The sequence below is a fragment of the Saccharomonospora sp. NPDC046836 genome, assembly GCF_040645195.1.
Lineage (GTDB): Bacteria > Actinomycetota > Actinomycetes > Mycobacteriales > Pseudonocardiaceae > Prauserella_A.
Window position 1 is genome coordinate 38,919 of the sequence record NZ_JBEYXW010000016.1, and the last position, 13,584, is coordinate 52,502.

Here is a 13,584-nt window from a genome sequence, read left to right on the forward strand (position 1 = left end):
CGCCGACCTGGCGCCAACGGGCTGTCCACGCCACTACCCGTTCCACCGTCCATCTGCGACAGAGCTCCCTCCCGTGTACACCGAGCTGCGCGCGACCGAGCCGGTGGCGCAGGTCGTCCTGCCCAGCGGCGACACGGGCTACGTGGTCAGCCGGTACGAGGACGCCAAGCTGGTGCTGGCCGACCCGCGATTCAGCAGGGCGGCGATGGTCGCCGAGGGCGCACCGCAGCTGACCGCGGCGCCGATGCCGCCGAACAGCCTGTTCTCCACCGATCCGCCGGAGCACACCCGGCTGCGCAAGCTCGTGATGGGTGAGTTCACCGCCCGCCGGATTCGCGACCTCGAGCCGCGCATCCAGGAGCTCACCGACACGCTGCTCGATGCGATGGCCGCGCGGGAGAACCGGCAGGCCGATCTCAACGCCGCGCTGGCGTTCCCGCTGCCGGTGCAGGTGATCTGCGAACTGCTGGGTGTTCCGTTCGAGGACCGCGAGCGGTTCAGGGAGTGGTCCAACGCCATCGTCTCGCTGACCACGCACACCGCTGAAGAGATGCTGCAGCAGCGGCTGGAGATGGCCGGCTACATCCATGAGCTGATCAACCGCCGTCGCGAGGAGCCCGGTGACGACCTGCTCAGCGCGCTCATCGCCGCACATGACGAGCGGGATGCGCTCGATCAGGCCGAGCTGATCGTCATGGCGATGACCATCCTCGTCGCGGGGCACGAGACCACGGTGAGCATGATCGGCGCCTGCGTGCTGACGCTGCTGCGCAGCCCGGAGCACCTGGCGCGGGTGGTCGCCGATCCCGACGTCGTCGGCGACTTCGTCCCGGAGCTGCTGCGCATCAACCCGATCGGCGACGGCGGCCCGATGCGGATCGCGCTGGAGGACGTCGAGATCGCCGGGACGATGATCCCGAAGGGCAGCGCGGTGCTGGCCGCGGTGTGCTCGGCCAACCGCGACGCCGACGTGTTCGAGCGGGGTGAGGAGTTCCACCCCGACCGGAGCAGCAACCCACACCTGGCTTTCGGCCACGGCGTCCACCACTGTCTCGGTGCCGCTCTCGCGGTCGCCGAGCTGCGGATCACCATCAGCAGCCTGTTCCGCCGGTTCCCGACCCTGCGCCTGGACGGCGATGTCGCCGACCTCCAGATGAAGCAGGGGATGCTGGTGCACGGCCTGAAGTCGTTGCCCGTCACCTGGTAGTACCCACGCGCGAGTCCCCCGCTCCGGTTGCAGGAGCGGGGGACTCGCGCGCGGCGGGTCAGCGGACTGAGCGGACGCGGAGGACCAGTGCGCCGCCTGCGCCGGCGACCAGGCCGGTCATCAGGTACAGCCCCGTGTAGCCGGCCAGCGCGAGAACCGGTACGGCCAGTGCGGGGGCCAGAATCTGTGGCGCAGCAACAGCAATGGCGAACACCCCGAGGTCACGCCCGGTGTTGCTGGCCGAGGGGAGCACCGAGGCGACCACCGCGAGGTCCACGGCGAGGAAGGTGCCGAATCCCACGCCGACCGCAGCGGCAGCCGCGATCGCAACCGGCCAGGTGGGAGCCAGCGCCATGGCGAGCGCGCCCGCACCCAGCAAACCCCCGCCCGCGGCGACGAAGACCCGTCGCCTGCCGACCCGATCGGACCAGCGTCCGGCGGTGAGCGCGGCGACCATGGCGCACAGCACTGTCACCGCGGTCACCATCAGCAGCGACCGCTGGGGGTCCGCGACGTCGAGCTCGTCGGTCAGGTAGTACAGGAGGTACTGGGTGATCAGGGCGAAGCCGAGCATGACCAGGAACCGGCTGGCCCACGCCCACGCCAGGTCCGGCGTCCACCGCACTGCGGACTTCGGCTGCCGGGCCGGCGCCAGGTCGCCGTCCCGGTACCGCAGCAGGAAGGGGACCGCCGCCGCCACCGCCACCGCCGCGCAGGCGAGGTAGCCTGCCGCCAGGTCCACCACCAGCTGATTGACCAGCACGGTGCCCAGCAGCGCACCCAGCATCTGGGTCATCCCGGCCCAGCCGGCCACCATTCCCAGCTGGGGCCGGGGCACGCTGTCCGGGATCGTCGCCACCAGTCCGGCCTGTACCGCGGCCAGCCCGAGTTGCGCGACCACCCAACCGAGCAGCATCGTGGTGGCGCTTGTGGCGCTCGCCAGCCACAGGAAGCCGGCGGCGCCGAGAAGCACCCCGCCGCCCACCCATGGCCTGCGTTTACCGAAACGCGTGCGTGTCCGGTCGCTGGCCGCGCCGAAGACCGGAACAGCGACCGCGGTGACGGCGGAGCCCAGCCCGGTCGCCAGCCCGAGAAGGGCTTCCTTGCTGTCCGGTGCGAAAATCTCCGCCTGGCGGGCCAGCTGCACCTGCGCGGGCGTCAGGAGCGCCAGCCACAACCCTGTGCTCGCGAGGGCATAGCGCGCTGTCCAGCCGCGGCTCACCGCGGAGCGGTGCTCGTCGACGTCGGGAACCGTGGTCACATCGTGGCTCGTCACCTCGCCAGGGTCACCGCTCCGGGCAGCCGCGCGCCTGGGTATGACCTAAGCGGAGCTGAAGCCGGAGCAGCCGTACTGTCCTGGTCGGCCCAGCACGGAAGGGGACACATGCCCACCATCGAGACCACGATCGACATCGATGCGCAACCGGGCCGTGCCTGGGAGGTGCTGGTCGACTTTCCGGCGCATCCGGACTGGGATCCCTTCATTCTCAACATCGCCGGCGAACTGCGCCCCGGTGCCAGGCTCGCGGTCACGGTCGCGCCACCTGGTGGTGAACCCATGGAGTTCCGGCCCAAGGTGGTCGACGTCACCCGGGGCGCTGCCTTGCCTGGCTGGGGCGGCTCGGTGTGCCCGGACTGTTCGACGGCCGCCACGAGTTTCTGCTTGCGGCGTTGCCCGATGGGGGTACCCGCCTGACGCACCGGGAGAGGTTCACCGGCGCGCTCACGGTGTTCGGCGGTGCGATGTTCGATCGGACACGGGCGGGATTCGAGGCCTTCAACACGGCGTTCAAGGCGCGCTGCGAGCAGCCGAGCATGGTCGACGGCCGGTGACCATTGGGTAAACGGTCAGGGGCCGCTGGCGCGCGCCGTCCGGACTACGGACAAGATAGTGACATGGCACTACCGGGAGGAAACACCGTGAGCACAACGGTTCGATCGACCAGCAGCGGCATGAGTACGGTGATGCTCCTGGCTGCGGCGGGGGTGTTGTTCGCGGTCTACCCGGCATTGCGGCCCTACACCGACGAGACCACCCTGGTGGGCGCCGAAGCGATGGCATCCACCGCCTGGGGCTTGGCCCACGCCGCGGCCATGATCGGTTTCATCCTGCTACCGCTCGCGTTGCTCGGTGTGCGTGCCGGGTTGGCCGACACGCAGGGCGCTGCGGCGGCCGGTGCTGCGTACCGGACCGCATGGGTCGGCGCCGGATTCGTACTTCCGTACTATGGCGGGGAAACGTTCGGCTTGAAGGCGATCAGCGACGCCGCGCTGTCCGGCCAGGACACCGAGTTGCTGACGTTGGCCGAGACAGTGCGCCTGGATTGGCTCCCCGGCACGTTCTTCGCCGTCGGGATGCTGCTCCTTGCCGCTGCCGGTGTTCTTACCGCCCGCGCGGTCGCCCGCTCCGGCGTTATGCCGGGCTGGGCGGGAATTCCGCTGGCAGCGGGACTGGTGCTGTTCATTCCGCAGTTCTTCGGACCGGCCGCGGGCCGTATCGGGCATGGCCTGCTCATGGCAGCGGGGTGTCTCATCCTTGCCTGGGCGTACTTTCGTCGGGCCGGCGGTCAACCGACGGCGTCGTAGGTACACAGCGGCCGGCCTGTCAGTTCGTCCGGCCATACCCGTCCACGCACGCCGAACACGGCGTTGAGCAGGTCGGCGTTCACCACGTCGCTGGCGCGGCCGTCCGCGTACACCCGGCCGTCGCGTAGCGCGATGACGCGGTCGGCGTACCTGGCCGCCTGGCCGAGATCGTGCAGCACGGTCACCACGGTCAGGCCACGCTCTTCGCGCAGCCGCGCGATCAGTTCCAGCATCTCCAACTGATGCCGGACGTCGAGATAGGTCGTGGGCTCGTCCAGCAGCAGCACCGGTGCATCCTGGGCCAGGGCCAGCGCCAGGCGGACGCGTTGCCGTTCACCTCCGGAAAGCCGGTCCAGCGCGGCATCGGCATACGATGCCACACCGGTGTCCGCCAGCGCGCGACGTACATGCTCGTCATCCCCGCCCGCGAGCATCCCCAGAGGACCCCGCGTGGCGTAGCGGCCTTGCCGCACCAGTTGCCTCACGGTCAAGGCCGGCACCGCGGGCATCGCCTGCGGCAGCACCGCCACCTGCCGCGCGATCGTCCTGCGGGACAGCGAGCGTAGCGGGCTGCCGTTCAGCGATACCGAGCCGTCGTCCGGCGTGAGCAGTCCGGCGAGTACCCGCAGCAACGTGGACTTGCCACAGCCGTTGCGGCCCACCAACGCCAGCCACGCACCCCCGGGGACAGCCAGGTCTACTTCCCGCAGGATTACCCTGTCTCCGAAGTGGACGGTGATTCCGGTTGCCGCGATCGTCGTCATGACTGCCCTCCGGACGTGAGCGTGGATAGGCGGCGCGCCGCCCTGATCAGCACCACCGCTCCGACGATGGCGGTCACCGCGCCCGTCGGAATGCCCAGCGGCCGCTCCCCAGCGGCGGCCAATGTGGTCAGTTGCTGGGCGACGGTGTCGGCGGCGCACACGGTCGCCGCTCCGATGAGTGCGCTGCCGGGTATCGCACGGCGGTGGTCAGCACCGAACACCAACCGCCCGGCGTGCGGGGCGAGCAGCCCGACGAACGACAGGGCGCCCACCGTGGCGATCGCCGCGGCGGCCGCGACGACCGCCAGCAGCAGCGCCGCGCTGCGCCAGCGGGGTGGTTCCAGTCCGACGCCGCGAGCGTGGTCGTCGTCGACCGACAGCAGCCCGAGTACCGGTGCGATCAGCAGCCCGGCAACGAGTACGAGCACCAGCCACGGCCACAGCGCATGCCAGTGCGCCCAGCCTCGGCCATTCAGGGAACCGATCAGCCATTGCGCCATCGTTCCCGTCGACTGGGGCCGCGCGGTCAGCAGGATGAGCGTGATTCCGCTGAGCACGGCGGAGATCAGCACCCCGATCACCGACAGCCGCAGCGGGTCGCTTCCTGCCCGCGCGGCGACCACCCAGAGCACCCCACCGCCGAGGACACCGCCGGCGATGGCCGTACCGATCATGCCGTGCGGAGTGGCGCTGAACCCGCCGAGCAGGGTCGCCGTCACCGCACCCAGCACCGCACCGGAGCCGATACCGGTGATTTCCGGCGCGGCGAGCGGATTACGCAACAGCGCCTGCAGAATGCAGCCGGCGATGCCGAGGCAGGCACCCGCGGCCAGCGCGACCAGTACCCGCGGCGCGCGTAGTTCCACGACGATCTGTCGCGCGACGTCATCGCCGAGCATGCCCCACAGCGCGGCGGGCCCGTTCCCAGACGATCCGGTCATGAGCTGGGCCAGAGCCAGGAACGCGGTGATCGCCGTGAGAACAGTCCAGACCCCGCGACGCGGCATCCATGTGCTCCTCATGCCAGGGCGTCCTTGAACCGTCTCCGCCGAGCCGCCAGCGCAACCCCACCCACCACCGCGATCAGGGCAGTCAGCCCTCCGACGGGCAGTTCGATGGGGTAGAGCAGCGTGCGCGCCAGCAGGTCGGCTGCCGTCACCAGCAACGCTCCCAACACTGTCGACCACACCAGCCAGGACCGCGCTTCCGCGCCCGGACGTACCGACCGGGCCAGCTGCGGGGCCAGAAACCCGACCCAGGCAATCGGACCGCACGGCCCCACGACCGTCGCGACCAACAGGCAGCCGACAGCCAGCACCGCCACCCGGGCCGCACCGGCGGACAGGCCGAGCGCGGTCGCGGTGTCGTCGCCGAGCCGTAGCACACCCAATGCGGGCAGGGCGAGCACCGTCAACGGCAGCACGAGCAGCATCCCGGGGACCGTCGTGACCACGGTGGACCAGGTCGTGCCTGTCAACGAGCCCAGCAGGTAACGGACCAGCACCCCCTGCTCCCGCGAGTCGGACAGTGACACCCCCGTCAGCAGCACCGCCTGCAGTGCCGCGCTGATCGCGGCACCGATCAGCAACACCGCGGCCGGCCCCACTGCCCGTCTCACCGCCATGATCGTGAGCGCGCCACCGACGGCCGCCCCGGCGAGCGCGGGCACCAACGGCGCCCCGGGCACGCTGATGCCGAACACGACGACCAGCGCCACCGCCGCGGCCGCTCCGGAGGAGACTCCGAGCAGTTCTGGTACAGCCAACGGATTGCGCAGTGATTCCTGCAACAGCAACCCGGCGGCGCCCAGCACCGCGCCCGCGAACAACGCCAGCAGCAGCCGCGGCGCGCGTAGTTCGACGACCATCACGCGCTCCAGTGCGGACGCCTCGCCGGACAGCACGGCCGGCAACCGACCGGGAGCGATCACCGGTTGACCCAGGCACAACGCCAGCGCGGCGAGCGCGACCGCGGACAAGGCGACGGCCACGACCGGTGCGAGCCTCCGGCGCCCCGTGACCGCCGGGACGTCGATCACGCTGTCGGCACCTTCTCGATGGCTTCCCGCACGATCGCGGTGAGGCTTCGGGTGCCGCGGCCCTTACCCCAGAGCTCGGGGTTCATCTCGTGCACCGCGCCCGCCTGCACGGCCGGGATCTCCCGCCACACCGGGTTGTCCGCGAGCTGCTGGGACAGTGGTGTCGCGTCATCCGAGAACAGAAGTGAGTACACGAACACCACATCCGGTTGCTGGGCAAGTAGTTCCTCGATGCTGTAGTTGCTGGCAGTGTCCACATTGGAGCTCCTGGCGGGGAACGGGTAGTGGAACAGGTTCGCCAGCAAGTCGCCCTTGAGCGATTCGGTGTTGTCCACCCCGATCGAGTCGAGGCTGCCGTACATCAGCACGGCCGTCTTCGGCTCCTGTCCGGCCTTGCGCTCGACAGCGTCGGCCAGCACGGTGCGGAACCGCTCCTCAGCTTGCGTCGCCTCGCTCACCCGGCCGGTCAGCGAACCCAGATTGCGGAGGTATGCCAAGGATTCCTGCCAGGTGGCTGGCTCCGTCAGCCACAGCGGTGCGAACTTCTCCACGGCGTCGGCCAGCCCATCGTGCACACCGGACAGACCGATCACCAGGTCCGGTTCGAGCCTGGCGATGCTTTCCACGTCCTCGCTGCCGAAGCCGCCCTGCACCACCGGAACCGTTGAGCCCTCGTCGCCGAGCAACGCCGGATGGGTGAGCAGTCCCGGGTTGCTCGTGCCCGCCGGGACGAGACCCAGTTCGACGACGATGTCGTCGCACAGGCCGCTCAGGCAGACAATACGCTGCGGCGGCGCGTCCACTGTGAGTTCCTGCCCATGCGGATCGGTGATCCGCAGCGAGGGTTCGAGCGGCGCCGCGGTGCGCTCGATCGCCGGTGTCTCACCACCGACGGGGCCGTCGCTGGTGGGCGCGGTGGAGCAGGCGGACAGCACGAGTGGCAGTGCTGCCAGCGCGGCGATGACGTTACGGGTTCGGCGCACAGGTGTTCTCCAGTTCGTTCAACCAGTGGTGCAGCTGATGGGCGTCCTCGGCCAGCGCCGCCGGGCTGTCGTCGCGGACGAACTCGAGCGAGACGTGCCGCTGCACTTCGTCCGCGGCGAGCTCGGCGAGGATCGCCTGCCAGAGATCGGCACGCGCGCCAAGCGGAAGGCGTTCGGTGAAGCCGTCCGAGCCCCAGGAGAAGGCGTGTACCGAGGCCAGTTCCGGCAGTAATGCTCGGACTTCGGTGCGGCATTCGCCGATGTCGGGAAGTTCCCGCGGTTGCCAGTGGACCGCCACGGCCCCGCTACCGAGATCGGTGTAGAGGCGCAGTGCGGAGTCGAGTGTGTCGGTCAGCGACTGGACGTGGTGTTCCACCGTGAGCCGGACGCCTCGGTCACCTGCCAGGTCGGCGCACCGCCGCAAGGCGTCGGTGATGTGCCTGCGTTCGGCCGTCGAGACCTCGGCCGAGCCATGGGTGCCTGCCCAGACGCGGACGCGCGGTGCGCCGAGCGCGACGGCGGTGCCGACCAGAACATCGAACTGGCGTGGGTCGTCCTCCCCGGCTTTGTGGTAGCTGCCGTAGGTTCCGATGGCGATGCCGTGGTCCGTACATTGTGTACGCGCGTGCTCAGCGGCTGCGAGGTCGCCGGGCCTGACATGGACATCGGCAGCCCATTCGATGACACCGAGCCGGGCTTGTGCGGCCAGCGTGACGATCTCGTCCACGCCGTGACCGCGAAAGGTGACCGAGGCCAGCCCTGTAATGATCATTCAGATTCCTTTGTGGAGTGTTGTGCTCTGCGAAGAGTGGGGTCGAGCCACGCCACCGCAACGCCGATGGCGAGCAACGTCGCACCGGCCGCGAGCCCGCCTCGTGCTCCCGCACCGGCCACGGCCACAGCGCCCGCCACGGCGGCACCGACCGGCTGGCCGACTCCCCACGCCAGCATCCGGCCGGTGGTGTTGACCCTCGCCTGAAGGTGGTCCGGGCTGACCTGCTGCCGGTAGGTCACGGCGTTGAGCACGACCACCGAATGCGCCGTCCCCCAGCAGGTCACCGCCACGACCGCCGCCAGCCAGTGCGTTGTCAGCAGCGTCGCGACGGCGGCGAGCAGTGAGCACGGCAGTGCCGTGAGGGCGAGGCGGGCCTGGCCCAGCCGGGCGCCGAGCCGGGGAACGATGCGAGCGGCGAGAACACCGCCGATGCCCCAGCACGCGAACAGCGCTGCCAGCCGGGCATCACCGGATGCGGCCACGCCGAGCGTGTGATCGGCGAACGGAACGAGCATGGCCACCCATGCGCCTCCGGCGGCCGCGTGTGTGGTGCCGACCAGCGTCAGCAGCCGCACCACCCGGTTACCCCAGATGAAGCTCAGTCCGGCTCCGATGTCGGCCAGTATCGTCACCGGCCGCCGAGTCTCGGGCGTATCGGTGGACAGCGGGCGCACGATCGCGCGGATCAACAGGGCCGAGGCCACCGCGGTGACGGCGTTGAGTGCGATCAAGGGCGCGGGCGCGATGATCGCCACGGCGAGGCCGGCCAGCGGCGGCACAGCCACTTCGGCGATCGTCGTGGCACCGTAGAGGGTCGAGTACGCCGACGTGAGACGTGCCTTGCCCACCAGCGTGGGCAAGGCGCCGAAGTTGGCTGCGTCGAAGAACACGAACAACGTTTGGATGGCGAAGCCGGCCAGGAGCACGTGCCCGGCGGTGAGCATGTCCAGTGACCACGCGAGCGGAATGCTGGCAAGCAGCGCCCCGGTCGCCAGGTCCAGCCCGATCATCAGCCTGCGCCGCCGCACACGGTCGGCGATCGCTCCGGCGATCAGGCCGAACAGCAGATAGGGCAGCGCTTCCGCGACCGCGACGGCGGACGTCCAGCCAGGTGAGCCGGTGAGCTGGTAGACGAGCACGGGCAGTGCCACTACCGAGATCAGGCTGCCGGCGACGGAGACCACACGCGCCGCGAGGTAGCGCCGGAAGTCGATTCGGATGCCCGCATCAGCGGCCGTCGCGCTGTCCACGCTCACCTCCTCTACATGAAGGTGAAAATCATTACTAATAAACCTCCTCGGCCGCAAGATGCAGCCGACGTGGTCTGTGCCACTATTGAAAATGGTTGTCATTTATGCGTAACTGGAAGCTCGTTCGAGCACCGGGAGGAGGTGACAACCGTGGAGGAGAAGAACATCTTCGTGAGCGTGCAGGCGGAGCGCACTCTGCCGCACAACTCGGCCAGCCACAGCAACGCGCTGGTGGAGAACCCGTTCGACGACGACCAGGAGTGAGTAGGTGGGGTGCCGCCGCAGAACAGGTGCGGCGGCACCCCCCGAATCGTAGGAGACGAGCATGGCCGCACAGCCCACCGAGTCGCTACGCCCAGGGGCGGCACTGTTTCGCACCGGCGACGGTTCCACTGCGCTGCGGGACGCCGAGGGCGAACTGTTCGACCTGGCGCTGCCTGCCGATGCGGCGGACCGGATTTGTGCCGCGTTGCAAGGGAAAGCAGCCGACCCCGAGGAACTCGCTGCCTTTCGCGCGGCAGGCCACCTCGGTGCGCGGAGGCACTGGCCTGCCGAGCGCCGGCGGATCGGGCTACTGGTCACCGGCTCCCGTCCGGTGGCCGCGGCGATGATGGATGCGGTGGTCGCGGCCGGAGCGTGCCCGGTCGAGCTTCCGGGCGAGGTGAGTGTCGCCGGCGTCGTGGACAGGGGAGTAGCCGCGGTGTCCGCGCTCCACGACGGAGCGGCCCCCGAGTGGTGGTCGCGTCTCGATGCCTTGCCCGAACACGGGATCGCCTGGCAGCGAGTGAGCCGAGAAGGCAGGCATGTCCTGCTGGAGCCGATCGCGGCCCACCCCGGCGATGTCGGTCACGTTGACGTCCGGGCACGAAGGCTCGCCGCGGCCGGATCGGGGCATCGCCACCTTTCCGCCTACTGGCAACAGTCGGCGACCGGCCGCACGATCACCGGCGAGGAGCTCCTCGACGCGGGGGAGTGCCGGCTGGTGGCATCGCTGGTCACGCACGATCTCGCGACCTGGGCGATCGGCACTGCGTCATCCCACAACAGGTTGTCCCATAACAGCTTCACCCCGACGCCGCTGCCGGCGAACCGTCGTCTGCGCGTCGTCGATCTCGACGGTGGCGCGATCGCCGACCATCCCGTGCTGCCGGTACCCGCCTGTGCCGAGTGAAGCCGTGGCGGACATCCTGACTGCCGACGGGGAGCAGCTGGCCGTCACCGTCGTCAGCGAGACCCAGGATCGTCCGCTGCCCACCGTGTTGATCCGCACGCCCTACGGCCGCGAGAACCTCCTGCCGGAAGCCCGAAGCTGGGCCCGGCGCGGGTTCGCCTGCGTCGTAGGCGACGTGCGGGGGCGTTTCGCGTCCACCGGCGAATTCCTGCCGTACGAGCACGAGTACGTCGACGGCGGCCGGGTGCTGGACTGGGTGCGGGAACAGTCCTTTTGCGACGGACGGGTGATCGTGGCGGGGGCCTCCTACGGAGCGTTCTGTGCGATCGCCACTGCGGTGGCCCGGCCGAACGGCGTGAAGGGAGTCCTCGCCGCCGTCCCGGCGCTCGGTCTCGGCGAGACCGCTCGTGAGCCCGGCGGTGCTGTCCGGCTGGCCTGCCGGGTCGGTTGGTGGAGCGAGCATGGCGGCGTACACCGTCCACGTACCGGGCTCCGCTGGGATGACGCCCTGCTTCGTGGTCTCCCGGTGCGGGACCTGCCCGCCCTCGTGCTCGGGGCGAGCCCAGCAGGCTGGAGTGCACTGTGGACAGCTCCGGAGCGCTCCGCGGTGTGGCAGCAGGTCCACCGGTTGCGGATGCCGCTGCTGGCCGTGGGTGGCCTGGCCGATCCGTTCGCAGCGCATACGGCGGAACTCGCCGACGCCTGGGGCGGCCCCACCCGACTGGTTCTGGGGCCGTGGGGCCATGAGCTGGACAGCGGAAGGCCGGGTGCCGCCCTCGGCGGAGCACGCATCGGCGCGCTCTACCTCGGCTGGGCACGACACGTCATTCGAGGCCAGGCAAGGTACCGCCGAGCTGTGCTAGCCGTTGGCGAGAGCGGACAGTGGCGCCGGCTGAACACAGTGGACGGTGCTCAGGTGACGGTACTACCGCTCACCGGAGCGCCGGCCGGGTTCGTGGCTGACCCGGACGGTCCGTTCCAATCGGAGCCGCTCGGCGGCACGCTGAACATCGACCGGTCCCGGTGCGCGGTGCTGCACAGCCCTGCTGTGGGGCCCGCTGAGATCCGCGGCAGACTCACCCTGCGGCTGAGGGCCTCGGCAGACACGTCCGACGCCGACTGGGTCGTCCGGGTTTCGGTCGACGGCGTCCAGCTCACCCACGCGATCCGGCGCTTCTCCGGTCTGCGGGCAGAGCCCACGCGGATCGCGCTCACCACACCACCGGTCGGTGCCGTGCTGCGCGCAGGTGCCCGCCTGGTCGTGGAGATCGCCGGCCATCACTGGCCCCGGTACGCCCGCAACCCGCATACCGGCGAGGACGCGGTCACCGCCACGGCACTGCAGCCGAGCAGGCGCCGCGTACTCGGTGCGGACCTGGAAGTCCCGCTGCACACAGTGGCGACCGACGCGGTCGCCCCAGAAAAGATCATTGAGGAGGCGGCGTGGTAGCCGCATCATTGCCCGCCGAAGCGCTGATCGATCCGCTGACCGGAATCGTGCGCAGGCTCGTGGACATCGAACCGGTCGCGGGCATGCCGCGCCGTTATCGCGGGTTCACCGCCGAGGTCGCCGACGCGCGGCAGTTCGGCGCCTGGCCCGCCGACCGGGTGAGCCTGGGAGTCACGTTCGGCGACCCGGAGAACGCGCGCGCGGCCGCGCTGGGGGAAGCCGTCGAACGGTACTGCGGGAACAGGGTTTCTCCTGGGCTGCGCAGAACATCCGCCGCCGAACTGGTGGCCGCGGGCGAGCGTCTGTTCGGGCCGGACGACCTGCCGTTCTTCGCGCCATGGCAGTACGAGCGCCCCGGCTTCGAGTACCGGCGGTTCACCCCGGACCTCGACCTGGCGTGGGTCCGTGGGACTGAGGACGGCCAGGACTGCTGGCTGCCGGCGTCCTGGGTGTACCTGAACTACCACAGTGGAGCGCGGCGCGCCGAGCCTCGGCTGCACCACCTCAACTACGCCGGTATCGCCACGGGTGTCGACGCCGAGGACGCGTTCCGCCGTGGCCTGCTGGAACTCGTGGAGCGCGATGCGCTCGAGTTGTGGTGGCACCTGGGCGCGCCGACACGCGCGGTCGACATCGACGACGTGCCGGGCCTTGCCGGGGAACTCGCGGGGACGCGGCTGCGGGTGCATCTGGTCGAGCTGCCGACCGAACACCCGGTGGCTTGCGTTGCCGCGGTCGTGACAGATCCCGAGACGGGAATCGTCGGCGGTGGTGCCGCCGCACGCTTCGACCCGGCCGAAGCGTGCGTCAAGGCGGTGCTGGAAGCGGTGCACACCTGGGTGTTCACCCTGGGGTTGGTTCGGCCGGATGGCTGGGTGTTCGACGCCATCGAAGCCGGTGTGCTGGCCAAAGGACTGTATCTTCCGTTTCGTGCCGACAGGCGCTATCTCGACGACGCGGGCCTGTGGTTCTCCCGGGTGCGTGACCTCGGCGCGCAGGTGGAGGTGTGGTTGGACCCGAGGGTGCAGGAACGGCTGCTGCACCGCTTCACCCGCCCAGCCGAAACCGTGGGTCTCGGTGCGCTCCCGCGCGGCACCATGCCGGACCTCCTCGCGAGCCTGCGTGCGGGCGGCTGCCGGCTCGCGCATGCCGATCTCACCACATCGGACGTGGCGCACACGCCGTTGCGCGTGGTCCGGGTCTGCGCGACCGGGCTGGTGCCCAACGCGCCGGCGGCGTTCCGGTACTGCGGCCTGCCCCGCTGGCGCCAGGTAATCGGCAAACGAGGTTGGGCGGCCGGGGCCGATCCGCTCACCGGACCGGACGGATTGCTGCTCGATCCGCCGCCGTTCTTGTGACG

At 70.1% G+C, this 13,584-nt stretch carries 15 protein-coding genes; 8 read left to right on the forward strand and 7 right to left on the reverse strand.

The features are described from left to right. The first annotated feature begins 73 nt into the window (after positions 1-73). The gene (locus tag ABZ863_RS19110; protein WP_358537225.1) at positions 74-1,207 is read left to right on the forward strand and encodes a cytochrome P450; all 1,134 of its coding nucleotides are present in this window, start codon (positions 74-76) and stop codon (positions 1,205-1,207) included. Between the two features lie 58 nt (positions 1,208-1,265). Here ABZ863_RS19110 and ABZ863_RS19115 read toward each other — a convergent pair whose 3' ends face one another. Further along, positions 1,266-2,483, reverse strand: a complete 1,218-nt coding sequence (locus ABZ863_RS19115; RefSeq protein ID WP_358537227.1) for an MFS transporter — start codon at positions 2,481-2,483, stop codon at positions 1,266-1,268. 108 nt (positions 2,484-2,591) lie between these two features. Here ABZ863_RS19115 and ABZ863_RS19120 point away from each other — a divergent pair, with 108 nt between their 5' ends. From ABZ863_RS19120 to ABZ863_RS19130, 3 genes are all read left to right on the forward strand, one after another. Continuing rightward, positions 2,592-2,903 (forward strand): SRPBCC domain-containing protein, encoded by a 312-nt coding sequence (locus ABZ863_RS19120; protein WP_358537230.1) that lies wholly within the window; start codon positions 2,592-2,594, stop codon positions 2,901-2,903. Beyond that, a complete protein-coding gene (locus ABZ863_RS19125; protein WP_358537232.1) occupies positions 2,879-3,040 on the forward strand; it encodes a hypothetical protein in 162 nt (53 codons plus the stop codon). The genes ABZ863_RS19120 and ABZ863_RS19125 overlap by 25 nt, the downstream gene beginning before the upstream one ends. An 87-nt stretch (positions 3,041-3,127) precedes the next feature. Beyond that, on the forward strand, positions 3,128-3,793 hold the full coding sequence (locus ABZ863_RS19130) for a hypothetical protein (protein ID WP_358537235.1): 666 nt from the start codon (positions 3,128-3,130) through the stop codon (positions 3,791-3,793). Here the strand turns inward: ABZ863_RS19130 and ABZ863_RS19135 are convergent. From ABZ863_RS19135 to ABZ863_RS19160, 6 genes are read right to left on the reverse strand one after another with little or no spacing between them, the layout of a single operon-like run. Beyond that, the gene (locus ABZ863_RS19135; protein ID WP_358537236.1) at positions 3,775-4,557 is read right to left on the reverse strand and encodes an ABC transporter ATP-binding protein; all 783 of its coding nucleotides are present in this window, start codon (positions 4,555-4,557) and stop codon (positions 3,775-3,777) included. The genes ABZ863_RS19130 and ABZ863_RS19135 overlap by 19 nt on opposite strands. Beyond that, positions 4,554-5,579, reverse strand: a complete 1,026-nt coding sequence (locus tag ABZ863_RS19140; protein WP_358537238.1) for an iron ABC transporter permease — start codon at positions 5,577-5,579, stop codon at positions 4,554-4,556. Before ABZ863_RS19140 ends, ABZ863_RS19135 begins: the two co-directional genes overlap by 4 nt. Further along, positions 5,576-6,595 (reverse strand): iron chelate uptake ABC transporter family permease subunit, encoded by a 1,020-nt coding sequence (locus tag ABZ863_RS19145; protein WP_358537240.1) that lies wholly within the window; start codon positions 6,593-6,595, stop codon positions 5,576-5,578. Before ABZ863_RS19145 ends, ABZ863_RS19140 begins: the two co-directional genes overlap by 4 nt. Next, a complete protein-coding gene (locus tag ABZ863_RS19150) occupies positions 6,592-7,578 on the reverse strand; it encodes an ABC transporter substrate-binding protein (RefSeq protein WP_358537243.1) in 987 nt (328 codons plus the stop codon). The genes ABZ863_RS19145 and ABZ863_RS19150 overlap by 4 nt, the downstream gene beginning before the upstream one ends. Next, entirely contained in the window at positions 7,562-8,350 is a 789-nt protein-coding gene (locus tag ABZ863_RS19155) for a TIM barrel protein (RefSeq protein WP_358537245.1), read from the reverse strand. Before ABZ863_RS19155 ends, ABZ863_RS19150 begins: the two co-directional genes overlap by 17 nt. Next, entirely contained in the window at positions 8,347-9,603 is a 1,257-nt protein-coding gene (locus ABZ863_RS19160) for an MFS transporter (RefSeq protein ID WP_358537247.1), read from the reverse strand. The genes ABZ863_RS19155 and ABZ863_RS19160 overlap by 4 nt, the downstream gene beginning before the upstream one ends. Before the next feature lie 141 nt (positions 9,604-9,744). Here ABZ863_RS19160 and amiA point away from each other — a divergent pair, with 141 nt between their 5' ends. The 4 genes from amiA (at position 9,745) to ABZ863_RS19180 (ending at position 13,582) form a co-directional block, all read left to right on the forward strand. Beyond that, positions 9,745-9,867 carry a streptamidine family RiPP gene (gene amiA, locus ABZ863_RS19165; RefSeq protein ID WP_358537250.1) on the forward strand — a complete coding sequence of 41 codons (123 nt, stop codon included), beginning with the start codon at positions 9,745-9,747 and terminating at the stop codon, positions 9,865-9,867. 61 nt (positions 9,868-9,928) lie between these two features. Next, positions 9,929-10,774, forward strand: coding sequence for a hypothetical protein (locus ABZ863_RS19170; protein WP_358537252.1), 846 nt, complete (start codon positions 9,929-9,931; stop codon positions 10,772-10,774). Between the two features lie 4 nt (positions 10,775-10,778). Next, positions 10,779-12,224: a CocE/NonD family hydrolase gene (locus ABZ863_RS19175; protein ID WP_358537254.1), complete on the forward strand. Its 1,446-nt coding sequence runs from the start codon at positions 10,779-10,781 to the stop codon at positions 12,222-12,224. Next, positions 12,218-13,582, forward strand: a complete 1,365-nt coding sequence (locus ABZ863_RS19180; RefSeq protein WP_358537256.1) for a YcaO-like family protein — start codon at positions 12,218-12,220, stop codon at positions 13,580-13,582. The genes ABZ863_RS19175 and ABZ863_RS19180 overlap by 7 nt, the downstream gene beginning before the upstream one ends. The last annotated feature ends 2 nt before the right edge of the window (positions 13,583-13,584 follow it).

What these genes read in the sequence shown, in the direction of transcription:
- ABZ863_RS19120 (WP_358537230.1), top strand. Translation starts at nt 2,592, where the DNA reads ATGCCCACCATCGAGACCACGATCGACATCGATGCGCAACCGGGCCGT.
- ABZ863_RS19135 (WP_358537236.1), bottom strand. Translation starts at nt 4,557, where the DNA reads ATGACGACGATCGCGGCAACCGGAATCACCGTCCACTTCGGAGACAGG.
- ABZ863_RS19140 (WP_358537238.1), bottom strand. Translation starts at nt 5,579, where the DNA reads ATGAGGAGCACATGGATGCCGCGTCGCGGGGTCTGGACTGTTCTCACG.
- ABZ863_RS19155 (WP_358537245.1), bottom strand. Translation starts at nt 8,350, where the DNA reads ATGATCATTACAGGGCTGGCCTCGGTCACCTTTCGCGGTCACGGCGTG.
- ABZ863_RS19170 (WP_358537252.1), top strand. Translation starts at nt 9,929, where the DNA reads ATGGCCGCACAGCCCACCGAGTCGCTACGCCCAGGGGCGGCACTGTTT.